The sequence below is a fragment of the Mycobacterium sp. 050272 genome, assembly GCF_039023525.1.
Taxonomy (GTDB): domain Bacteria; phylum Actinomycetota; class Actinomycetes; order Mycobacteriales; family Mycobacteriaceae; genus Mycobacterium.
The window spans coordinates 79,684-103,671 of sequence record NZ_JBCHKV010000005.1 but is presented as its reverse complement, the minus strand read 5'-3'; the positions used below and the strand labels follow the sequence as shown (position 1 = coordinate 103,671).

13 protein-coding genes and 1 tRNA gene are annotated in these 23,988 nt (G+C 65.3%); 7 read left to right on the top strand and 7 right to left on the bottom strand.

What is annotated here, in order from left to right:
- Window positions 1–15 precede the first annotated feature (15 nt).
- On the top strand, window positions 16–426 hold the full coding sequence (locus tag AAHS21_RS12570) for a YchJ family protein (protein WP_342928001.1): 411 nt from the start codon (window positions 16–18) through the stop codon (window positions 424–426).
- Window positions 427–487: 61 nt separating this feature from the next.
- Window positions 488–1,633: a zinc-binding dehydrogenase gene (locus AAHS21_RS12565; RefSeq protein ID WP_342928000.1), complete on the top strand. Its 1,146-nt coding sequence runs from the start codon at window positions 488–490 to the stop codon at window positions 1,631–1,633.
- A 5-nt stretch (window positions 1,634–1,638) separates the two neighbouring features.
- Here AAHS21_RS12565 and AAHS21_RS12560 read toward each other — a convergent pair.
- A tRNA-Cys gene (locus AAHS21_RS12560) sits at window positions 1,639–1,712 on the bottom strand.
- A 104-nt stretch (window positions 1,713–1,816) separates the two neighbouring features.
- Between AAHS21_RS12560 and AAHS21_RS12555 the strand changes: the two genes are divergently transcribed.
- Window positions 1,817–2,872, top strand: a complete 1,056-nt coding sequence (locus AAHS21_RS12555; RefSeq protein ID WP_342927999.1) for an alpha/beta hydrolase fold domain-containing protein — start codon at window positions 1,817–1,819, stop codon at window positions 2,870–2,872.
- Window positions 2,873–2,903: 31 nt separating this feature from the next.
- Here AAHS21_RS12555 and AAHS21_RS12550 read toward each other — a convergent pair whose 3' ends face one another.
- Window positions 2,904–4,310 (bottom strand): aldehyde dehydrogenase family protein, encoded by a 1,407-nt coding sequence (locus tag AAHS21_RS12550; RefSeq protein WP_342927998.1) that lies wholly within the window; start codon window positions 4,308–4,310, stop codon window positions 2,904–2,906.
- A 77-nt stretch (window positions 4,311–4,387) separates the two neighbouring features.
- On the bottom strand, window positions 4,388–5,317 hold the full coding sequence (locus AAHS21_RS12545; protein ID WP_342928214.1) for a LacI family DNA-binding transcriptional regulator: 930 nt from the start codon (window positions 5,315–5,317) through the stop codon (window positions 4,388–4,390).
- A 223-nt stretch (window positions 5,318–5,540) separates the two neighbouring features.
- Between AAHS21_RS12545 and AAHS21_RS12540 the strand changes: the two genes are divergently transcribed.
- From AAHS21_RS12540 to AAHS21_RS12530, 3 genes are all read left to right on the top strand, one after another.
- On the top strand, window positions 5,541–6,437 hold the full coding sequence (locus tag AAHS21_RS12540) for a lytic transglycosylase domain-containing protein (protein ID WP_342927997.1): 897 nt from the start codon (window positions 5,541–5,543) through the stop codon (window positions 6,435–6,437).
- Window positions 6,438–6,615: 178 nt separating this feature from the next.
- Window positions 6,616–10,752 carry a SpoIIE family protein phosphatase gene (locus tag AAHS21_RS12535; RefSeq protein ID WP_342927996.1) on the top strand — a complete coding sequence of 1,379 codons (4,137 nt, stop codon included), beginning with the start codon at window positions 6,616–6,618 and terminating at the stop codon, window positions 10,750–10,752.
- On the top strand, window positions 10,752–11,078 hold the full coding sequence (locus AAHS21_RS12530; RefSeq protein WP_342927995.1) for an STAS domain-containing protein: 327 nt from the start codon (window positions 10,752–10,754) through the stop codon (window positions 11,076–11,078). Before AAHS21_RS12535 ends, AAHS21_RS12530 begins: the two co-directional genes overlap by 1 nt.
- A 56-nt stretch (window positions 11,079–11,134) precedes the next feature.
- On the opposite strand, the gene AAHS21_RS12525 is transcribed toward AAHS21_RS12530, so the two are convergent.
- A complete protein-coding gene (locus AAHS21_RS12525; RefSeq protein ID WP_342927994.1) occupies window positions 11,135–11,836 on the bottom strand; it encodes a Type 1 glutamine amidotransferase-like domain-containing protein in 702 nt (233 codons plus the stop codon).
- Window positions 11,837–12,131: 295 nt separating this feature from the next.
- Here AAHS21_RS12525 and AAHS21_RS12520 point away from each other — a divergent pair, with 295 nt between their 5' ends.
- Window positions 12,132–13,733 (top strand): MFS transporter, encoded by a 1,602-nt coding sequence (locus AAHS21_RS12520; RefSeq protein ID WP_342927993.1) that lies wholly within the window; start codon window positions 12,132–12,134, stop codon window positions 13,731–13,733.
- A gap of 37 nt (window positions 13,734–13,770) precedes the next feature.
- On the opposite strand, the gene AAHS21_RS12515 is transcribed toward AAHS21_RS12520, so the two are convergent.
- From AAHS21_RS12515 to AAHS21_RS12505, 3 genes are all read right to left on the bottom strand, one after another.
- Window positions 13,771–14,310: an N-acetyltransferase family protein gene (locus AAHS21_RS12515; RefSeq protein ID WP_342927992.1), complete on the bottom strand. Its 540-nt coding sequence runs from the start codon at window positions 14,308–14,310 to the stop codon at window positions 13,771–13,773.
- 264 nt (window positions 14,311–14,574) lie between these two features.
- A complete protein-coding gene (locus AAHS21_RS12510) occupies window positions 14,575–14,736 on the bottom strand; it encodes a hypothetical protein (protein ID WP_165796427.1) in 162 nt (53 codons plus the stop codon).
- Between the two features lie 417 nt (window positions 14,737–15,153).
- Window positions 15,154–23,886: a BTAD domain-containing putative transcriptional regulator gene (locus AAHS21_RS12505; RefSeq protein ID WP_342928213.1), complete on the bottom strand. Its 8,733-nt coding sequence runs from the start codon at window positions 23,884–23,886 to the stop codon at window positions 15,154–15,156.
- Window positions 23,887–23,988 lie beyond the last annotated feature (102 nt).

Genomic DNA, 23,988 nt, shown 5'->3' with positions numbered 1-23,988 from the left:
TGTCAGGCTGTGGACGTGAACGAAATCCTCGGGCCGCCGTGTCCGTGCGGCAGTGGCGATGGCTATCACGCGTGCTGCGGGCCGCTGCACGACGGCGAGTCGCAGGCACAATCGGCCGAGGAACTGATGCGGTCGCGGTATTCGGCATTCGCCTGTGGGGACGCCGCTTATCTGTTTCGCACGTGGCATCCGCGAACCCGGCCGGCCGACGTGACCGTCGACCCGGGCATCACCTGGACGGGTCTCGAGGTGATCGATACCGTCGCGGGTGGTCCCGACGACGATCGCGGTGAGGTCGAGTTCGACGCCCGGTTCGAATCCCGGGGCCGCGTCGACCGCCTGCATGAGCGCAGTCGCTTCGAGCGCCGCGCCGGCCGATGGTTTTACCTCGACGCCGTTTCAGACCGCGCGGCGGAAGATGTGTAGCCGCCTTTCGCGTTGACACGCTGTAAGGCTGACCAACAACAGAAAAAACGAGGCACCGCCCATGACCGCAGATCTACCTGGCGAAGCACTGGAGCTGCGTTCGCTGGTGACCTCCGATGGCACACTCGAACTTTCGTTGCACGAGATTCCCGTCCCGACGCCCGGCGCCAACGAGGTGCTGGTGCGGGTGGAGGCCTCGCCGATCAACCCGTCGGATCTGGGTCTTCTGGTTGCCAGCGCCGACATGACCAAGGCCACGGTGACGGGCACGCCCGAACGCCCCGTGGTCACCGCCTCCCTCGGCGTGGGCGCCCTGGGCGCGCTGTCGGCGCGACTCGACAAGTCGCTTCCGGTGGGCAATGAAGGTGCCGGCACCGTTGTGGCCGCGGGGTCCTCGGACGCGGCCCAGGCGCTCGTCGGAAAAACCGTGGCGATCGCGGGCGGCGCGATGTACTCGCAATACCGAGCGGTCGACGCGTCGGCTTGTTTGGTCCTGCCCGAGGGGGCCACGGCCCGCGACGGCGCGTCGTCGTTCGTCAACCCGATGACGGCACTGGGAATGACGGAAACCATGCGCCGTGAAGGACATTCGGGCCTGGTACACACGGCCGCGGCGTCGAACCTGGGACAAATGCTGGTCAAACTCTGCCTGAAAGACGGGATACCGCTGGTCAATATCGTCCGCAAACCCGAGCAAGAGGAGCTGCTGCGCTCACTCGGCGCAACCCATGTCCTCAACTCCTCCTCGCCCTCATTCGGCACCGACCTCGTCGAGGCCCTCAAAGAGACGTCCGCGACGCTTGCGTTCGATGCCACCGGTGGTGGCACGTTGGCCAGCCAGATCCTCAACGGCATGGAGAAGGCAGCCAATGCGACCGCGGCGGAGTATTCGCGTTACGGGTCGAACGTCCACAAGCAGGTGTATATCTACGGCGCGCTCGATACGAGTCCCACTATTCTCACGAGGAGCTTCGGCATGGCGTGGGGCGTCGGAGGGTGGCTGCTGACGCTGTTCATCGAGAGCGCAGGCGTGGAGACATTTAGCCGGTTGCGCGCACGGGTGGCCGCGGAGCTCACGACGACGTTCGCCAGCAACTACACCCGGGAGGTGTCGCTCGCCGGGATGCTGCAGCCTGAGGCGTTCAACGAATACCTCAAGCGAGCGACCGGTGAGAAGTTCCTGGTGACGCCGCACGCGCGACCGTGAATCCGTGGAGCGAGTGACGGGATTCGAACCCGTGTGTACGGCTTTGCAGGCCGCTGCCTAGCCGCTCAGCCACACCCGCATGAGTGGTCACGATGCCAGCGCAGGCGGCCAGGGCCCAGTGTTTCGCTCGCCCCGATCATTTCGGTCTAGCGGCGGTGCGGCGGACGACAGTAAGGTCGCAAAATGGCCAACGGTCGCCTTGCTGATCCGGATTGTTGTCTGCGAACCGAGCCTCGGGCGGACCCGCGAATGGTCGACGCTCTGGCGCCGGTGGGTCTCGACGGCAATGCGCCGACGGTGGCAATGACTCGCGATGCGCCACTCGAGCAACTGCTGGCGTATGCCGCGATGGCCGAGGAGGGGATGGGCGCCGTTCTCGGTCTGTTCGCGGCAGGTGTTCCGGACGCGCACGGCGTGAGCACGACGGCCACGACGATCACCGGCGAAGACGGCAACGACGTGACGCTCTACATCAGTCGCCCCGATGCGGATGGCCCGTTACCTGCCGTGGTGCACCTGCACGGTGGCGGCATGGCCATCGCCAGCGCCGCCGACGCAACGTACACGCGGCTGCGCGAGTACATCGCGGGCACCGGCCTTGTCGTCGTCGGCGTAGAGTTCCGCAACTCCGGCGGAAAACTCGGCCCACACCCCTTTCCCGCCGGATTGAACGACTGCGCAGCCGGCGTTCGTTGGGTTGCATCGCATCGCGCCGAACTTGGCGTCAGCCACCTGGTCGTCGCGGGCGAGTCCGGCGGCGGCAATCTCACTCTGACCGTGGCGCACAAAGCGAAAAGCGAGGGATGGCTCCACGAAATCGCGGGCTTCTATGCGCAGTGCCCGTTCATCTCCAACCGGTGGCACGAACCCCCCGCGGAGTTGCCATCGCTGCGAGAATGCGACGGCTACTTCATCAGTCTTCAACAGTTGGAGCTACTGGGTTCGCTGTACGACCCCGACAGTAAGAACTCGAACGACCCCACCTGTTTTGCCGGCGTCGCGACTGACGAGGATCTGGATGGCCTTCCGCCACATGTGATCTCGGTGAACGAACTCGACCCGTTGCGCGACGAGGGACTGCAGTACTACCGCCGTCTGGTGCGCGCGGGTGTACCCACCGTAGGTCGGTTGGTGGCGGGCACCTGTCACGGGGGCGATCTGATATTCGCCGGCGCGATGCCCGAGGTTTTCGTGTCCAGCATCCGCGATCTCAGCGGCTTCGCCAAGAGCCTCGGGTAGCCAGCTCTACGCTCGCGGCTCAAAAGGCCGATCAGAGGCCGATGTAGACCGCCTTGGTGTTGAAGTAGGCCTCGATGCCCTTGCGGCCCCGCTCGCCGCCCCAGCCCGATTGCTTGTGGCCGCTGATCGGCATCGACGGGTCGGCCGCGAGCGAAGAGTTCACCCAAATCTGGCCTGCGCGAAGCTCATTCACGACACGGTGGGCGCGGGACAGGTTCTCGGTCCAGATGGAGCCGGCGAGGCCGTAGTGCGTGTCGTTCGCGGCGGCGAGCACCTCGTCCTCGTCGTCGAACGGGATCACACAGCCGACCGGCCCGAAGATCTCCTCCTTGATGAGCCGCATGTCGGGTGTGGTGTTGGTGACGATCGTCGCCTCATAGAAGTAACCCTTGCGGTCCATCGGCTTGCCGCCGGTGATCACCTGCGCGCCCGCGGCGACGCCGTCGTTGACGATGCCTTCCACGCGCTTGCGCTGCTTGTCACTGATCAGCGGCCCGAGCACGGAGTCGGGATCGTCGCTGCCGCCCATCGGCAGCATTCGGGCGAAGCCGGCAAGCCCCTCGACCACCTGGTCGTAGATACCGCGCTGCACGTAGATGCGTGAGGTGCATGAGCAGTTCTGCCCCGAACCAGCCAGCAGTCCCATGCCGGCGCCCATGATCGCCTTGTCGAGGTTGGCGTCGTCGAACATGATCAGCGGCGACTTGCCGCCGAGCTCCAACGTCAGCCGCTTGAGGTTGCCCGCGGCCGCCTTGACGATCAGCCGTCCGACCTCAGTCGATCCGGTGAACGAGATCTTGTCGATGTCCGGGTGTGCGGTCATCGCGGCGCCCGTCGTCTCGCCGTAGCCGGTGATGACGTTGAGGACGCCGTCGGGCAGACCCGCCTCGCGGAAGATCTCCTCGAGCTTCAGCGCGGTAAGCGGCGTCTCCTCGGCGGGCTTGAGGACCGCGCTGCAACCGGCCGCCAGGGCGGGCGCGACCTTGAGCATCGCGACGAAGAAGGGCCCATTCCACGGAATGATCAGGCCGACGACGCCGACCGGCTCGAGCTGGGTGAACGTGTGGTAGGTCTCCCAGGTGCCGAGCAGGCCGTCGGACACGAGGTTTGCCGACTCGCCGTGGATTTTGCCGACCCAGCCGGCGTAGTACTTCAGCATGTCCACCGACACCGGGATGATGTGACGCGCGGCGGTCAGGTTCATGCCGTTGTCTTGGCCCTCGAGCGCGGCGAGTTCGTCGGTGCGCTCCTCGATGATGCGCGCGGCGCGGAAGAGCACGTTCGCGCGGTGCGACGCGGGCGCCTTGCGCCACACCCCCGACTCGAAGGTCTCGCGCGCGCGGGCCACCGCTGCGTCGACCGCCGCTTGGTCGGAATCGGGGACCTCGGTGATCAGCTCCTCGTTGGAGGGGTTGTAGACAGCTATGGCGTCAGTCAATGTTCCTGGCCCTTTGCTCGCGTAGCGTCGTTGCTCGACAGAGGTTACGCGCGTAACTAGTAAGTGTCCAGCATGACTCAGACTGATTCGCGCACGACCAGCGTCGCGATGTCCCGGGCAGCTGGACGGGGTTCGTCGGGCACGCCGAGCTCGGTCAACACCGCTGACAGCGCCACCTCGGCGATCGCCGCGCGGTCGAACATCACCGTCGTCAGAGCGGGGACGCTGAAGGGCGACAGGGCCGTGGCGTCGACACCGATGACCGCGAGATCGTCCGGGCAACGCAATCCGGCGCGCCGAATGCCGTCGAGCACCACGAAGGCCACTTCGTCACTCTGTGCGCAGACCGCGGTGACGCCCGCGTCGCGCAATTCGCGGACCGGTGTGGCACTGTCGTCCGGCGTGAACGCGGTCACGACGACATCGGGTAGACCGTGCTGGTGCGCCGCGCGCCGGACGCCGTCGATCCAGTAGTCGCCGAGAGCGCGCCATCGCCGATCGCCGGAGTAGGCAAACCCGAGGTTGCGATGCCCCCGAGAGACGAGATGGTCGACGCGCATCTGTCCGACCGAGTACTGCGGGTCGCCGAGCCCCGGCAGGGTGTGCACGCAGATGTGGGGGATGGCTGCATCCTTCACTGCGCCAGATGCCTTGCGGCCCAAGGGAAAAAGACTCGTCACAGCGATCGGCTGGAGGTGATTGATGGCATCGGCGACCGCGTCGTCGTGCTCGGTCTCGAACAGCTGGACCTGCATGATGCCGCGGCGAGTCAACTCGGTGGTCATGTGCGTACCCACCTGCATGGGCATCTCACCGCCGGCGAGCTGCGGCACGATGTACAAGATCACGCCGCTTTTCCCGCGGGCGAGATTGCGGGCGGCAAGGTTGGGCCGGTACCCCAGTTCGGCGGCGGCACTGCGGACCGCGGCGCGCGTCTGCGCCGAGATGGTCCGCCCGACCGAGTTATTCAGCACATAGCTGACCGTCGCGGTCGACACGTTCGCCATGCGCGCGACGTCGGCCTTGGTGGGTCTGCCCTTCACGCTCAGATCGACCTCCCAGCCAGCCGTCTCGTGTGACGACTTAGATTACGTCGACCGAGGCGCGCTTCCTGCGCATTCAATCTGCGCGTGGGTTCGGACACCCATTGAAGTCATGCGGTCGGATGCGAAAGACTCGGTGCGGGCCAACCAGTCGCAGGGCTTCATGTAATCGTTGGTGGTGGACGCAATGAACCGTAGACATGGGTGCGCCGCGCCGCTGGCCCTCGCGGTGATCGTGGTCGCAATCGTCGTATGTGGGCGATCGGCGGCGGCACCGTCGATGTTCGCCGAGGCGCCGGGCGTGCCACTCGGCGTGCAGCCACAGCTGGCATCCGACCCCGCGCAGCTGGCCAAAGATCTCGTCGCTGACGAACTCGCGCTACGCGACCAGTCAACGCCGGAGTCAGCGCTCGCCGCGGCGGCCCATCGCGAGCAAGCGGCCTACCGGGCCATCGGACGGCATCCGGATTGGGATGCGATCGTCCGGCCATTAGTCCCGGCGACGTTGATCGATGTCTACGACCGCAATGTCGACGCCCGTCGACAGCTCCAGGCGATGGCGCAAGTGCGTGACACCGTGCCGGCTTGGCGGATCGAGGCGCCGGCTCCGCCCGACGAGCTGATGGGTTATTACCACGCGGCGGAGGCGGAATCGGGCGTCAGCTGGAATTACCTGGCCGCGATCAACCTGGTCGAGACGCGCTTCGGCAGCATCAACGGCGTAAGCACCGCCGGCGCCCAAGGCCCCATGCAGTTCTTGCCGTCGACGTTCGCGTCGTATGGCCAGGGCGGCGACGTCAATTCGCCGCGCGACAGCATCATGGCGGCGGGCCGCATGCTCAACGCCAACGGATTTGCCAACGACCGCGATCGCGCCGTCTACAGCTACAACCACGCACACCAATATGTGCAGGCGGTCGACGACTACGCCGCGTTGATCGGGGCCGATCCCGCGGCGTTTGCCACCTTCTACCGCTGGGACGTCTACTACGTCACGACCGCCGGCGACGTGTTGCTGCCCATCGGCTACGCCGCGTCGGCGCCGATCCCCGTCGCGGACTATCTGGCCGCCCACGCCCAGTAGCGTCGGGAGTGCAAACCGGATAGTCGACTTAACCGAACTCGCCCGCCCGCGCAAACGTCATAATTGCGGCTTATCCAGCGAAAAAGTGGCGACGAGACCTCGGGGAATGGTTGTCTTGAGGGAGCCGCTACGGGCAGCGGTGGATGACCGTCTCTGGGTCTGGACACCTTCGGAAGGGATGTCAGTGGTTTTCCGGGCAGACCAGGAGATCGGCCTCGACTTGGCCGCCGTCGACTGGGCGGCGACTCCACTCGGGCCAGTCGAGGATTGGCCGCAAAGCCTCCGTACGGCCGTCAACATCCTGCTGTCATCCCGATTCTCGATGTGGATGGCGTGGGGCCCGGAGTTGACGTTCTTCTGTAACGCCGCCTATCGCCGCGACACCCTGGGCCGCAAGTACCCCTGGGCGCTGGGCCGCCCCGCCAGCGAGGTGTGGGCCGAGATCTGGGACGACATCGGTCCGCGGATCGCGAGCGTGTTGGTGACCGGGGAGCCCACCTGGGACGAGGGCTTGCTGCTGATCATCGAGCGGTCGGGATACCCCGAGGAGTCGTATCACACGTTCTCCTACAGCGCGCTGCGCGATGAGGACGCCAGCATCGCCGGGATGCTCTGCGTGGTGCGCGAAGACACCGATCGGGTGATCGCTCAGCGCCGGATGGCCACGCTGCGCGACCTGGGCTCGGATCCGAGCGTCGTGCGCACCGAACGTCAGATGCTGGACCACGCCGCCCGACAACTCGCGAACAACCCGTACGACCTTCCCTTCACGACGACCTATCTGTTCGGCGAGCACGGCGAGGCGCTGCTGGCCGGGGTGAGCGGAATCGAACCCGGGCATCCCGCGGCGCCGCAAGTACTTCCCGCCGGGGGCCTTTCCGACTGGCCCACCGCCATGTTGGCGCAGGGTGTAACCCAACTGATCGACCTCGACAACGAAGCGCAGGATCTGCCCACCGGCGCCTGGCCGGAACCGCCCAGTCAGGCGCTCGTGGTGCCGCTCCTGCAGCAGGGCGGGGAGCCAGTCGGCTTCCTCGTGGCCGGGCTGAATCGGTACCGCCAGTTCGATGACGGCTACCGCGGCTTCGTCGAGCTCGTGGCCGGCTACATCGCCGGAGGGATTGGCAGCGCGCGCGCTTATCAGGCTCAGCAACAGCGGGCCGAGGAGCTGGCCGAACTCGACCGCGCCAAGACCGCGTTCTTCTCCAACGTCAGCCACGAATTCCGCACCCCGCTCACGTTGATCCTCGGACCGGTCGATGAGTTGCGCAGCCGGGCAGCGGGGTTGGACGAGCGGGCCCGCCAGGAACTGGAACTGGTGCACCGAAACGGTTTACGGCTGGCCAAGCTGGTCAACACGCTGCTGGACTTTTCCCGCATCGAGGCGGGGCGGATGCGCGCTCGATTCGAGCCGGTCGACTTATCAACCGTCACAGCCGATTTGGCCAGCGTGTTCCGCTCGGCGATCGACCGGGCCGGCGTGGCGTTCACGGTGGACTGTCCGCCGCTCGACGAACCGGTCTATCTGGATCACGAGATGTGGGAGAAGGTGATCCTCAACCTGCTCTCCAATGCTTTGAAGTTCACTTTCGACGGGACCATTCGGGTCGCGGTGAGCCGCGATGACACCGATGCCATCGTCACGGTGTCCGACACCGGGGTCGGGGTGCCCGCCGCCGAAATGACCCGGCTCTTCGAGCGTTTCTACCGCATTGAAAACGCACGCGCCCGCTCCACCGAGGGCAGCGGAATCGGGCTGGCCCTGGTCAAAGAACTCGTCGGGCTGCACGGCGGCACCATCGCGGTCGACAGTCAGGAGGGCGTCGGCACCACCTTCACCATCCGCCTGGCTTTCGGCTCGGACCATCTGCCGACCGACGAAGTCTCGGCACCACCGACAGCACGTCCCACATCCGGCGTGATCGCCGAACCGTTCGTGCAGGAAGCCTTGCGCTGGCTGCCCGGCGACACCAACACCGCAGCGTCCGATACCAGCAGCACAGCGATGATGACCGCAGTCGCGCCCGCCGGGAAAGACGGCGAACGGACACGCGTGTTGGTCGCCGACGACAACGCCGATATGCGTGAATACCTGACCAGCCTGATGCAGACGTCCGGCTACGAGGTCACTGCCGTCACCGATGGGCAGCAGGCGCTCGACGCCGTTCGTGCGCAGGTCCCCGACCTCGTCATCAGCGACGTGATGATGCCCGGGGTGGATGGTCTGCAACTGCTCTCGGCGCTGCGCGGTGACCCCCGCACCGCGGCTCTACCTGTGCTATTGCTATCCGCGCGCGCCGGGCAAGAAGCCTCAATCGAAGGCTTGCTGGCCGGCGCCGACGACTATCTCGTCAAGCCGTTCGCCGCCGCCGAGCTGCTGGCCAGAGTGCGCGCCAACGTCGAGCTGTCGCGGTTGCGCAGCCACCACAACCGGTGGCGCACCGCCATGGTGGATTCATTGCAGGAAGGGTTCTTCGTCTGCGATGAACAGGGTGCCGTCATCGAGATCAATGCCGCCTTCAGCGAGATCCTGGGCTACGGCCCCGAACAGCTGCCCTATGACCCACCCCACCCGTGGTGGCCGGACGCCAAGACCAGCCCTGAAGCCCACCGCCAAGTTGCGGGTGTCTTCGAGCAACTGCTGAACGAAACCCAAGGCGCGTTCGCCGCTCCCGTGGTCCACCGAGACGGTCACCGGTTGTGGGTCGCGGCGAATTTCAACCACGTCGACGACCCGGACACGGGCCGCCAAATCATGGTTGGCACCCTACGTGACATCACGACCGAGCACTACATCGTGCAGAGTCAGCTCGCCCTGGCTGCGCTGAATCAGCAACTGGCACAAGCGGATACGCTCGACGACACGCTGCAGGGCGCGGTCGGAGAACTCCGCCAGACCTGGAATGCGCGCCGCGTTCTGGCTGCGACGTTTGCTCGCGACGCTCCCCAGGACGACACGCCTGCGCTCGTGTGCGCCGGTGAACCGTGTAACTGGGACGAACTGCCGCCGGGTCACCGGCTGTTGATCGAGTCGCTGCGCGATTCCGATCTGCTGACCACGGTCGCCGAAGAGCCTGGCACAGCGGGCATCTCGCTGCAGCATCCCCGCGGAGTGCTCGTCGTGTGGATCGACTTATCGGAGCAACGCCCGTTCACCTCCGAGGATCACAACCTGCTGAAGGTCTTGGGCGGGCGGCTCAGCCAAGGTCTGCACCGCGTCTATCAGTTGGACGAGCAACGCGAGACCGCGCTGGCGCTGCAACACGCGATGCTCGGTCCGACGAATTTGCCGGGAGGTTTTGCGGTGCGGTATCACCCGGCCAGCCATCCGCTGCAGGTTGGCGGTGACTGGTACGACGTGGTCGATCTCGACGACGGGCGGGTTGCGTTGATCGTCGGCGACTGCGTCGGCCACGGGCTGGCCGCAGCGACGGTGATGGGTCAGCTTCGCAGCGCGTGTCGTGCGCTGCTGCTTGACCGGCCCGGTCCCAGTGCGGTCCTCGCCGGTTTGGACCGCTTCGCCGCGCGTCTGCCCGGTGCCCGTTGCACCACCGCATTCTGCGCCGTGCTCACCCTCGACACGGGAGAGTTGGTGTACTCCAATGCGGGTCACCCGCCGCCGATCATGGTGCATGCCAATGGAACCAGCGAGCAGCTCGATGGTGAGCATGGGCTTCCCCTGGGCCTGCGTCCGGAGTGGTCGCGGCCCGAAATTCGCGTGACGATGCCGCCGCGGTCGACGTTGTTGCTCTACACCGATGGTCTGGTCGAACGCCGCGGCCATTCGATCGACGAAGGCATCGCCAGTGCGACGGATCTGATTCAGGTCGGCCGGTCTCAGTCGCTCGATGAGGTGGCAGACGATCTCATGATCGGGCTCGAACCTGGTGGCGGCTACTCGGACGACGTGGCCATGTTGCTCTATCGGCAGCCTGCGCCCTTGTCGATGAAATTCGCCGCCGACGTCGATCACCTCGCGCCGAGCCGTGAAGCGTTGCGCGGCTGGCTGACCCAGGCAGGTGTCGAGCCCGACCAGATCACCTATCTGCTCACCGCCGTTGGGGAAGCCGTCGCCAACGCCATCGAACACGGTTACCGCGACCAACGCGAGGGCACCGTCTCGTTGTGCGCGACGGCGGTCGTCGACGCACTGCACGTGACCGTCTCCGACGGCGGCACCTGGAAGACACCCCGCACCATCCCTGGAGCCAACCGGGGCCGCGGCATCGCCTTGATGCGAGGTCTGGTGGAGGACATCACGATTCGCTCCACCGAGGCCGGCACCACAGTTCACTTGTACGCGAGGATCGACTAATGCCCGCAGAGCTCACGTTGAACACCGACCACGGCCCCGACGGGACGCCTCGGGTGACCGCGACGGGGGAGATTGATCTCAGCAACGTCGCCCGGCTCGTCGAGGCACTCAACACCGCGAGCGCGGGATCCCGAAGTCCGATCATCATTGATCTCAGCACCGTCAAGTACCTCGATAGCGCCGGAATCAACGCGCTTTTCGACCATGCCGACAAGGTGGACGGGCTGCATGTCGTCGTCCACCGCTTGCTGATTCGGGTTCTTACCATCACCGGCCTGGACAAGGTAGCGACCCTGGAAGCCGCACCGGCAGGCGACGACGGTTAGCAACGGACTCCTCGCAACTGCTCAGTCGCAGGTACAGCCGTTTCGAAAATGCAGCCTCACTCGGCCGCATCGGCAGCTAGTAGTGAGTGCGCGACGCGTGTGCCCTCGAAACGGAATTGGTGCGCGGGACGCCGCAGCGACTCGATGGTGTTGTCGGTGTGCACGATCACTCCGCCCCCGGAAGGGATTCCCAGCCCCGCGGCCGCACCGTCGAGTGAGGCAATCGCGCGGGACAGCCGCGCCCAATCGGCCCGCTCGTCGTGGGTGTCGATCACCGCGGGGACGAGGTTGAATACCTCGAGCAATCCGGGTCTCGGAGTTTCGACGATTGCGTACTGTCCAAGCTGGACCGCGCCGGCTGATATCCCCACCAGGATCGCACCGCGGTTATACCGGTCCAGCAGCACATCTTTCATTCCGGTTTCCTCGAACGTCCTCCAGCCGAGACGCACGTCGCCGCCCGCGAGGACGATTAACTGCGCGCCTGCCAAGAAGGTGCGGTCGTCTGAGCCGAACGACGAACAGATCATGCGGCGGTCCGTGATTCCCATCGCATCCATCGCCGCCTCGAAGATGTCGTAGAACTCCGGACGGTCACCGTTGGAGGCTCCGATGTACGCCGCGCAAACTCGTGTGTCGCGGCCCAACCTTTGAAGTGCCGCCTCGAGCAGCGGGCGACCACGCTGCCGCCAGAACAGCAGCTGACTGTCCGCGAGCAGATACAGCGGTTGGCGCGGTTTCCCATCGGCCTCGGACATGAAGTCACCCTATCGGCGAATACCTCCGCGCTCGGCTCGGTTTCCAGGCAGCGCTTCTGTGTGTGTGCAGGCCGCGCGGCCACAACAGAATCGTTGTCGCACAGGGAATACGGCGCAGGGCAATCCGAGTTGGTGGTTACCGGCGGATCGACGTTTGCCCGTGCATGGTGTTAGGGGTGCATCCATGATGGGAGCGTTAGGTGTAGGTGTCTTAAACTTCTAATCCTTGATGGAACGCGCCAGTCAGCTCGTCGCTGGCACTGGCCGAACAGAGGGGCTGTCGACCATCGACTGTGTGGTGATTCAGGACCAGGAGCGTAAACCGTCGACGTGGGCGCCCTTGCGCAACCGCGTGTACCGAGGCCTGTTCATCGCCCAGTTCGTCTCCAATATCGGAACCTGGATGCAGGCGGTGGCGGCGCAATGGTTCCTGGTGGAAAACCACAGTCCGGACGTCATCGTGGCGCTGGTGCAGACGGCGAGCCTGGGGCCGACGCTGCTCTTAGGATTGTTCGCCGGCGTGCTCGCCGATCTGTTCGACCGGCGTCGCCTCCTGATATTTCTGCAGACATATGCCGTACTGGTGGCACTCGCGCTGGCGCTGCTGACGAACCTCGGCCGTCTCACCCCGACCGCACTGTTGATGTTTACCTTGGCCATCGGGTTCGCTTCCGCTTTGACCGGACCGGCGTGGCAGGCGATTCAGCCCGAGGTTGTCCCGCGCGAGCAGATACCGGCGGTTTCGGTCTTGGGTAGCGTCTCGGCGAACTCCACCCGAGCGATTGGGCCGGCGATCGGCGGTATCGTCGTGGCCTGGCTCGGCCCCGCGGCGGTCTTCGCGATCAACGCGGTGTCGTTCTCGGCGATCATCTTCGCTTTGCGGGCGTGGAATCGGCCGAAGCAAATCGTGCCGATCGAGCGAGAACGCATCGGCCAGGCCATCATCACCGGGCTGCAATACGTCGAGAACAGTCCGATCTTTCGCAGGATCCTTTTGCGCACAGCCCTTTTCCTGTTTCCCGCATCAGCCATTCTCGCACTTTTGCCGGTTGCCGCCGCCCACACGTGGCACCTCGGAGCCGGTGGCTACGGTGTGGCGCTGGGGGCTATTGGTCTGGGCGCCATACTCGCCGTGATAGCTGCCGAACCGTTGCATGCACGAATTTCGGACAACCGGCTGCTGGCGATCTCTGCCGCGGCGTACGGCCTCGCGCCGGTAGCGGTGGTCTGGCTGCCGTTCGGAGCCGCGATTCCGTTTCTGGTGCTGTCGGGGACGGCATGGCTGATCACTTTGACGACGTTGAACGCCGCAGCGCAACTGTCGCTGCCGCGATGGGTTCGGGCCCGCGGGCTGTCGGTGTATCTGTTGGTCTCGACCGGATCTCAGGCGCTCGGCGCGTATATCTGGGGTCTGCTTGCCACCCGGTGGGGACTTGACGTCGCGATGCTGTGGTCGGCCGCGGTGCTGGGCGTTGCTGCCCTCAGCGTTGCCGTGCTGCCGCTGCGGCCGTGCACCGGGACGGAGAGTGTCGAGGTTTCCAGCGCGTGGCCGACGCCGACGCTTGTGTTCGAACCGTGCCCACAAGATGGACCGGTGCTCGTGGCCGTCCGCTACCAGGTGCCGCCCGAGAACCTCGATGAGTTCATCGAAGCGATGCGCGATGTCAGGCAGTCACGGCTGCGGACGGGCGGCCACAGTTGGCGGCTCTATCACAGCGTCGAGGAACCCAACTCGTTCCTCGAGAGGTTCACCGTGACCTCCTGGAGCGAATTTGAGCGCCAACGCACGGAGCGATGGGTGGATGTAGATCATGACGGCGTCACGAGGGCGGTCAGTTACACCGTCGACAACACCCGGCGCCACGAGTATTACGTCGCGTTGCGCACGCGCAAGTGAGAGCGACTATACGGCTGCGGCGCAACATAATCGGCAATTAGCCGAGTGTCGGGGGCGGTCCGAGCGGCTCGCCGGGGCCTAAATCGAGTTGCATCCAGGCGACATCGTGCCAGCGGTCGTTCTTGAAATAGACACGCGGCCAGGCGCCGATGTCTTCGAATCCGAAGGATCGGTGAAATGCGTTGCTGGCCTCGTTGGGTTGGGTGATACCAGCGAAGATTCGCCGGTATCCGCGCTCGGCGAGCCGGTGCAGCACTTCGGCATAAAGTCTGCGTCCCCAACCCGCGCGGTGACGGTCGCCGCTGATGTAGATGCCGGTCTCGGCCGACCATTTGAAGGAAGGCAGGCTGATCAGCGCGTGGCCGTAGGCGAAGCCGATGACCTGATCGTCATGTTCGAGGACGAGCCATTCGTGCGCGCGTTGGGCGTTGGCGATACGCGACGCCATCTCGTCGGGGCTCGGTGCCTCGAGTTCCCAACTGATCAGCGTGTTCTCGACGTACGGGCGGTAGATCGCAACGCAGGCGGCTGCATCTTGCGGCGTAGCCGAACGCACAGTGCCGCTGATCGCTTGCATGCCAGCAGTCTTGCAGCCGCCCCGTTTGCCTGCGAATCGCGGGTCCGGATTTCGTTGCGTCGTCATCGGCGCACAAGACTTACGATCACGCAAACGGCCGTCGGGTCATCGACCCGACGGCCGTATTACGGTTTATCGCCGTGTGCTTGCGACGGTGGTCTGCGCCTCGGCTCTATCGCCTGGGCGGGACGAACGCAGTGCAACTCCTAGCGCCCACGATCAGTCAGTGAGAATTGAAGGGGCGCAGAGGAAAAGTATTAGGGTTTAGCGGCCGCCTCCGGCACCGCCGCCGCGGCCACCACCAGCGCCGCCACCACGGCCGCCTCCGGCACCGCCGCCGCGGCCACCACCAGCGCCGCCACCACGGCCGCCGCCGGCGCCACCGCCGTGGCCGATGAACATTGTCTCGATGCTGTTGTTGATCATGGCCCTTACCCTATCGCCGAATCAGGCATGGCGGCAATACGATTCACGGCGCGCATCGGCCCTGGCCGGCAGGTGAACAGAGACCGCAATTCCGTTGAACAAAAAGGGGTGCGGGTCGTTGGCAGCGCCCGCTGTTCGCATTGCTCGGGCCCTTTAAACCAGGGTTGGGCGAGCCCACGGTTCACGAGGCTGCGAGGACCAAATGAGAAACTCGAGATGCAATACAGGCGACCGACGTGGTTTGCTGTCATGCTCTTGCATGGCGGCCACCCCTCCAACCGTCTATGCGCGAGATGGCGACATCCACGTCGCGGACAGCTGAGGCGAGGTCCCGGGCAGCGCGGTTGGGGGTCTGGACGAATCAACAGCCAAAGCTGATTGGCAAAGGTAATCGTCAATCGGGCTCGGCCTGGTTGCTTACCGGGCGAGTTCGTCGAATCGCGCGAGGGCGGCATCGAGATCGGACTCGTCGAACATCTCGCAGCGGTTGATCAGATCGCCAGCGACCGTATAAAGGCTTGTCATGCGCCACTCGGCGTAGAAGCCCTCTCGTGACGTCCCCTTAGCCACATGGGTGACGACCGCGCCGAACTCGGTCAGCCGATGAACGGCCAAAATGTCGAGGCGGTTGCCCACCGAGTCCGCCAGCGCGGCGCGCAGGTACGGCATCAGGTCGCCGGGGCCAATAGTCGTGAGATGCCGATGGTCAATGTCGACGAAGTCAGTTGTGGTTGAGGGCATTTCGCCGCGATTGAGTGCGGCATACCCCTCCGCAACAATCGACCACGTATGGGCGTGCGCCGCGGCTTCCCCGGCGAGGTAACGAGAGTCGAGTTCGTCGAAGGCGTCGGCCCTGTCGTCGGAATCGAAGACCACGACTGCTTTAGTCCGGCCGTCGGAATCGATCTCGACGACGTGATAGATGTCGAGCTGGAATGCGTCGGGGTCCTGGGGTTCTGGCCCCGATGCGTGGACGAGCATCAGTGCGAGGTCGTTGCCCCGGGTCGCAACAACTTTCGACGTTATGTGCGTGAACCCGACCTCGACTGCCGCCCGCATATCGTCAATCGAGTTGTTCCGGCCGCGTCGAATTCCGGCATTCGCGCCAGGACGGCGATCCTCGATGGAAACGTCGGCGGCCAGGATGTCCGCCATGCCCTCCCAGTCACGTGTCGTCATGTACACCGGAAAGCGCTTGGCTACCCGGGCCGCCTCGTTTTCGAGTTGCTGTGTCGGTGCCTGCAGTTCCTCGAACCTCGCGAGTGCCGCGTCGAGGTCTGTCTCTTCGAAGAATTCGTAACGGTTGACCAGATCGCCTTCGACCATAAAGATATCGGCCATGCGCCACTCGGCGTAGAAGCCATCTGGTGTCGTCGACTGAGCAACGTGGGTGACGACAGCGCCGTGACCGGTCAGCCGGTGAACCGCCTCAACGTAGACGATGCTGCGCCTTGTCTCACCCATCGCGGCACGGAGGAACTCCATCAGATCGCCGGGCGCTAGCATTACCCCGCGTCGGTGGTCGACATCTTCGAAGGTCTGTGTCGTCGTTGGCAATTCGCCTCGGTTGAGCACCTCGAACACCCGTGTGATGGCGGACCACGTACGCGACTGGGGGGCCGCCTCTCCGGTGAGGTAGCGCGCGTCGAGTTCAGCGAAGGCTGAATCGATTTCGTCGAGGTCGAACGAGGCGATTGCGACGAGTCGGTTGTCGGCGTTGATTTCGGCGATGCCGAGCACTTCGCTGCGGAATGCGGCGGATTCCTCATCATGGTATGCGAAGCCGACACGCATGAGGGCAAGGTTTTCCCCGCGCGTGGCAATGTGAGTCCGCGTCGCCGCGACGAGCCCGTTGTCGGCAATCACCTGCATGTCCGCGATCTGTGCGGCGCGACCGCGTCTGATCCCGGAGCCGACAACCCCACGACGATCGTCAGCATAAAAGTCATCCACCATCATTTCCGTCATGGCATCCCAGTTGCGTGCCGTGAGATGTGCCAAGAAGCGCTGGGCCACTTGGCTTGCCGCGTTTTCCATCCTTCGTGCTGGTGGACGCAGCTCCTCAAACCGCGCGAGCGCGGCGTCGACGTCGTCTTCTTCGTACACTTCCATCTGTGGTCCGTCGGCAACGAATAAAAGTGTTCGCGCCCACTGCAATTCGTTCCCATGTTTGTCCCTGCCTTCGATGACGAGACCGGACACGATCCCATGGGTATCGAGCGCATGGGCCACCGTCGTACGGTAGCGAGCGTCGGGTACGAGAGACCATAGTTCTTCGACAGCATGCGCGAAATCCCCAGGTGCGAAAGGGACTCGTCGATGATCCGTGTACGCGATTTGTCTCATCATCGGCCCTGGCTGGTGACGATTGGCCTCGCCCAGAGTGTCGATTCCCATCTGCCATACGCGCGCATATGGTGCCGCCTCGCCGGTCAGGTACCGATGTTCGAGCTCTTCGTAGGCGGCGTCGATGTCTTCGAGATCGAAGGAGACTAGTGCGACAATCCGGTCCTCGGCGTTGATCTCGACGATGGAGAACGACTCTGTGAAGTACGCGTCGGCTCCTTGGCCGCGGAACGTGAGCTGGCCGCGCGTCAGGACGAGGCGCTGGCCCCGCAGCGCAATAGGGTTCGACGTTATGTGCGTGGTGCCGACGTCGGCAATCGACCGGATGTCGGCCATCTGGGCGTCTCGACCGTGCCGGACTCCCGCGCCTACCACTCGACGGCGGTCGTCACTGCAGAAGTTGTCGGCTAGCGCCTCGCCGAGACCGGACCAGTCGCGAGCAGCGAAATGCGCCAGGAACTGGTCGGCAACTCTGCTCGCAGCGTTTTCCAGCCGGCGCGCCGGTGGGTGCAGTTCGTCGAAGCGGACAATCGCGGCGTCAATGTCTGCCGCATCGAAGACTTCGTAGCGGCAGATCAGGCCACCCTGGACCGTGCAGACAACCACTATCCGCCACTCGGCGTCAAAACCGTCTGGCGAGGTTGCCGCGATCACTTGCGTGATGACGGCTCCGAGTTCGCTCAGCTGATGCACCGCCTCGACGTGGACGTTGGCCTCCGGTGTGACATCCCACGCGGCGCGCTGAGCAGCGGCCAAGTCGACCCCCTCGATCGCTACGACTGGTCGACGGTCGATGTAAACCACGTCGGGCGTCGTCGCGGCAAGTTCTTGCCGGTTGAACCAGGCTTGCCCCCTTGCAATCACCGACCACGTGGGTGCATGAGCGCTCGCCTCGCCTGCGAGGTAACGGGATTCGAGTTCCGTAATCGCAGCCTCAATATCGTCGGGGTCGAACGTGATGAGGGCCGTGATCCGCCCCTCGGCGTTGATCTCGACGATATTGAGGACATCGGTGCGGAATGAATCGGGTCTCCGGTCGTGGCCCGAAGCATGCGAACGGTTGAGGAGGAGGCGGCCGCCGCGGATCGCAATGATATTTGAGTCAAGGCGCTTTACCCCGATTTCGGCAAGTGTTGACATCTCGGCGATGACGGCATCGCGGCCCTCTCGGACTCCGACGCCTACCACCTGCCGACGATCGTCATGGAAAGCGTTGTCAGCCAGGATTGCAGCAGTGGCGTCCCAGTCGCGGGCGGCGAAGTACGACCGGAAGCGCTCGAATGCGAGTGTCGCCGCGTTTTCCAGTCGCGCTGCGGGCTCGCTGAGCTGTTCGAACCGCGCGAGTGCGGCGCCCAAGTCCGTTTCGTCGAATATCTCAGAGCGGCTGACCTTGTCACCGTCCACCGTCACGAGGCTGATCCCTCGCCACTCAGCGTCGAAACCCTCGTTCGAAACCCCATGTGCGGCGTGGGTGTAGACCGCCCCGAGATCGCTGAGCCGGTGGACGACCTCGACGGAACTTCGAACGTCCTGGTCGAGCTCCCAGCCAGCGCGGACACATTCGACCAGCTCGCCAGGGGCGTGGGCCGTACCGCTACGGTGATCGATGCTCGCGAAATCTGCTGTGATTAATGGAAGTGCGTGCCGATTGAGCGTGGCGCAGGCATCTACGATGACCGACCACGTGCGTGCCTGCGCTGCCGCTTCACCGGCGAGGTAACGGGATTCGAGTTCGGCAATGGCGGCGTCGAAGTCTTCGGGGTCGTACGTTACGACGGTTGCGATTCGGTCATCGGCGTCTATCCCGACGACGTTGAGGGCATCGTTTTGTGCCGTTTCCGGGTCGTTGCCGCAGGCGCGAGTTTGTGCCAAGACGAGACGCTCCCCGCGAACAGCAAGGGCGTTCACCATCGAGATTGTGAAGCCAACCTCGGCGGCAGCCTGCAGGTCTCTGATCACGACATCGCGGCTGTGTTGAGTCTCGGCGCTCACGATTCGCCGGTGATCGATGCCGATGTAGTTATCGGCCACGGTTTGGGCCACCGCATCCCAGTCGCGAGTCGCCATGTGCGACCAGACATCCCGGAATACGCGTGCGGCCGCATTTTCGGGTCTCGGTGCCTGCGGCTGCACCTCCCGCTCGAACCGGTCATGCGCCGCATCAAGTTCGGCGAGCGCGGCGTCGAGATCTTCGACATCGAACGACACCTGCAGCGAGATGCGGCCGTCTGGGTCAAGACCCAACAGATGGAGGAGCTCGTCCTGTGGTGCCCCGGGACTCTCATCTGCTACTCCCAGCGTCGTTCGGACGAGAGCCAGGCGTTCACCGCGCACGGCGAGCGCTGCACGAGAGCACCGCACTATGCCAATATCCGGGAATCGCTGTGCCTCGCTTGCCCACTCGCTGGGCGAAAGCCCGATCTGAGACAAGCCGACTATCTTTCGTCGGCTCTCAACGGAGACGCTGGGGGCGAGCACTTCCTCGACTTCGCTCCAGGCCCCACGGGAAGCAGCGTCGTCTAGCCGGCCGACCGCTCGCACACACGCGTTGTCGAGCCGGTGTGTCTGACTGTCCTCCTCCCGTTGGAACTGGGCCTGCATGGCATCAAGTTCGGCGAGCGCGGCGTCGATGTCTTCGACGTCGAACCAAATCTGCAGCGCGACTTGACCGTTCTCGTTGATGGCGTACAGCTGAAGAAGCTCGTCCTGCGGCGCTCCGGGGCTTGCGTCGGCAGTACTCGTCACCAATCGAGACAGAGCCAACCGCTCACCCCGTGCGGCGACCATGACGTGACTGATCCGGATCGCGCCAGTCTCGAGCTCCCGCCGCATCTCACGGCGCATCACAGCCGACTGCGCTGTTAGGCCGACGATCTTCCGGCGACTCTGGATCAAGACATCCGGCGCGAACAGCCGCTCCAGCTCATCCCAGTCGTGGCGATGGATGGCGGCCATTACACGTTCGCCCACTCGCACACATTCGCTGTCCAGCTCGGTGGTTGGTGCTTCGGTTGGGGGAGCGGTGATCGGCACGACTTGTTCGCCGAGCAGACCCCGCGCCAGCTCGACAAGCGCCGCCGCGCCTTTGCGTTCGTACAGGGCGACCGCTTCCTCAGCAGCGGCTCGAGCCCCCGCGCTATTGCCGGCGGCAGCCAAAACCGTTGCAAGCGTGAGGCACGCGTCACCGTGATCAACCAGGGCGTCGGTCCGCTCGGCCAACGCCACCGCGGCCTCGGCGACGTGCCGAGCCGCTTCGTGGTCGTCGCCGCGGGCCAGCAGGTGCGCCCGAAGCGTGCGCCAGCCCATCGACGCCTTCAGCGCATGGCCGGCGAGACGTTCACTCTCCGTGCATAATTCGTCCGCTTCTGCAACCCGATCCAGCGCAAGGCATGCCCGGCCCAGCAGCGCCGCGGTCTCGGCAGTGTCGGCGTCGAGACCCATGCGACGAAAGCCGTTGTACGCCTTGCGAAGATGTGGCTCCGCCGCAGCAGGGTCATTGACGATGAGTTCGACGATCCCGGCGAACTGCTCAACTTCGAGCCGCGCGTGGCGCAAGCCGAGCTCGGTGACGGTGCGCCTGGCCGAGTCGATCATCCGCCGGGCCGCGGCGGCGCGCCCCCGGAAGGCCTCCAACACGGCCTGACACCGTGTCGAGGTGGCCTCGACGGCGGGGGAGTCGGTCGTGATGCGAAGCAGCCGTACCACGTCCAGACACCGTCCACCCGCCCGCGGAACGGGGTTTGGTCCCCACAACGCCGCGAGTGGCGCGCCCGCCAAAACCGCGTTCACACTGCGGTGTTCGCGCGCCCGCCGCGCCGCGGTCAGCGCGTCGTCGAGAGCGATTTCACAGTCGGCGATGCGTCCCAGGCGGGCGAGGCACCCCGCGCGGACGGTGTGCGCCTTGGCTTCTCCGGCGGCATCGTCCAGTTGGGCGAGCTTGGCGGCAGCCGCGCTCAACGCGGATTCGGCCTCGTCCAAACGCTCGGGGTGAATCAACAACGAGAGTTGGCCGTCGAAGCATGCGGCCCACGCCGCGAACCGGGCCGAATCGACGGTCGTTTGCTGCAACTGAGCGACCGCGCCCGCCGCCGACGTCACATCGCCCGCGGCGAGCAGGGCCTCGCACCGCGCAACCAACAGGTCGGCCGCTTGAGCGTCGCGGTCGGGCAACTCGTCGTCAATTTCTTCCAGCGCATGCAAGGCCTGGTGATACAGGTCGGCCGCGCCCTCGTAGGCAAGTCGCGCCATCGCCTGATCCGCGGCGCGCCGGCAGTATAAGACGGCCTTGGCCGCGTTTCCTGCCCAAGCACATTCGAAGTAGTGGTGAGCCAATTCGGCCAACAGTTCGTCGTCGGCGCCCGGCCGCGTCTCCAGCGTCGCGGCGATGCGCTGGTGCAATCGCATGCGCCGCACCGATGCCAACTCGGCCAGCAGCGACTGGCGGACGATTGCGTGATTGAACCGGTAGTTGCCGCCGGGTTCTTCGATGACGATGCCGGCTTGGCACGCCTCGTCGAACGCATCGATCAAGTCGTTCCCGACGACCTGCTCGACCAGTTCCACGGCGAACCGGCTGCCGACCACCGCTGCGGCTGCCAGAGCTTTGTTGGTCTCGACAGGGAGCCGAGATAGTCTGCGGCTCACCGCTTCTCGCACGCCCTGTGGCAGGGTGCTCTGATCCCACACGCCGCCACTTTCATCGACGTGGCGCAACGCCTCGATCAGGAAGAACGGGTTGCCGCCGGTGACCGTCGCCAACGCGTGCGCGAGTTCCTCGTCGTCGTAGCCGGCCTCGGTGACGTATGCGGTCACATCTTCCTCGTCGAGTCCGCTCAGGCTCAAGCGGTTTGCGGTGCCGTCGCGGTGAAGATCGGCCAGCATCGCGGCCAGCGGATGGGAGCGGTCGAGGTCGGTGCTGCGGTAGGTGCCGACGATCTGCACGCGGGCGTGGTCGCCGAAACGCAGCAGATGCCGCAACAGCAGCAGCGTCGGCTTGGCCGCCCAATGCAGGTCGTCGAGGATCAGCAGGACGGGCGCACTCTTGGACGCGATTTCCAGCAGCGCCACCACGGCATCGAAAAGTGCGTAGCGCTCGGTGTCGGGATCCGGGTGAGCCCGGGAGACCAGATCGGGCAGCACATCGGTCAGCCCGGGGGCGAGCGGTAGCAGCGCTTCGACGCCGCGCAGTCCCCGCAGTCGGTCAGCGCCCATGCACGGCACCAGCGAACGCAGCGCTTCGGCGAACGGCTGGTAGGGCGCGCCGAGGTCCTCGTCGCACCGGCCGTACAAGACGACCGCTCCTTGCGCATAGGCCTGCTGTGACCACTCGCCGGCCAGGCGCGTCTTGCCGACGCCTGGTTCGCCGGCGATCAGCACTGTGGGCACACCGCCGGCGAGCGCGCTTTGCCACACCGAAAGCAGCCGCTCGAGCTCGCGGCCGCGTCCGACGAACGGCCCGGGTCCGACGAGGACTGCGGGCAGGCCGGGCCGCTCCATCGGCGGTTCGGCTGTCTGCGGTTGCGGCGGTGCCGCCGCGGTTTCGAGTCGCAGCTCGAAAACATGCTCGGGCCGCGCGAGGTTCTTCAGCTGGCGCGTCCCGAGGTCGTTCAGCATGACGTCGTCGGACAGCGAGTCGATGACGAGTTCGGCGGTCGCACCAGAGCACAGGATCTGGCCGCCCTCGGCCAGCGAGCGCAGGCGCGCAACCCGGTTGACCGCCCGGCCGAAGTAGTCACCGCCGCGAAGCTCGACTTCACCGGTGTGCAGCGCCATCCGGACGCGGATGGGCTCGGCAGACGCCCACGGTTCGTGAGTGATTGCGTCTTGCAACTCAATTGCCGCGGCGGCAGCCGCGGACGGCCGCTCGAACACCGAGAACGTCGCATCGCCCTCGCCACGTGTCTTGATCAGCCGACCGCCGCGTGAGGTGACGACCTGTTCGACCAGCTCGTCGTGACGGGCGAGGGCGACGGACATTCCATCGGCGTCGGCCTCCCAGGCCGCGGTCGATCCTTCGATATCGGTGAGCAGGAAGGTCACAGCACGTGTCACCGACGGAAGATGCTGTGTCACAGCAACATCCAGTGACGAATTCTGAGCAACGATCGCGGTTTCGAGCCGTCTGAGCTCTGGGCCGGGATCGACGCCCAGTTCGTCGGCCAGCAGCGACCGCACCCGGTGATAAGCCCCGAGGGCTTCACCTTGCCGGCCTGCCCGGTACAGGGCGAGCATCAGCTGCGCCCATCGTCTTTCACGCAACGGCGCCTCGGCGACGGCGGCCTCGAGGTCGCCGATGACTTCGGCGGCGCGTCCGGTGGCGAGCAGCGCGTCCGCCCGATCCTCGACGAGTGCGGCATGGGTCTCGATCCAGCGCGTTCTTTCGGAGAGCCCGCGTTGGCCGTCGGGGAGTTCCGGGATTCCGCGCCACAGGACGAGCGCCTCCTCCAAGGACGCCACCGCTTGGCTGGTGTCGCCGACGGCAGCCGCATCGCGTCCCGTCTTTGCCGCCGATTTATAGCGCGACGCATCCACCTCAGCACCGTCGAGCCGCCAGCCCGCTCCCTCGGTGACCACGAGGCCGTCGCCAAGCGCGCGGCGCAGCGCGGAGATATGGGTTTGCAGGGCCTTGCCGGCGGTGCGCGGCGGATCGTCACCCCACAGCAACTTGATCAATGCGTCGGCGGGCACAACTGAACCGTCGTGCAGCCCGAGCATCGTGAGGATGGCACGCGGCTTGGCGCCCGGGATCGCGACGGGTGTGCCGTCCTGCCGGACCTGGAGAGGTCCCAAAACCCCCAGTTCCACGGTTGAAAGCGTACTCACGTCAACCATCGTCGGAGGAGCAATTCAATACCCGGTCAAGGTCGAGTAAAGGTGCCGCGCCGATGAGTCACGACGGCCCTTGAC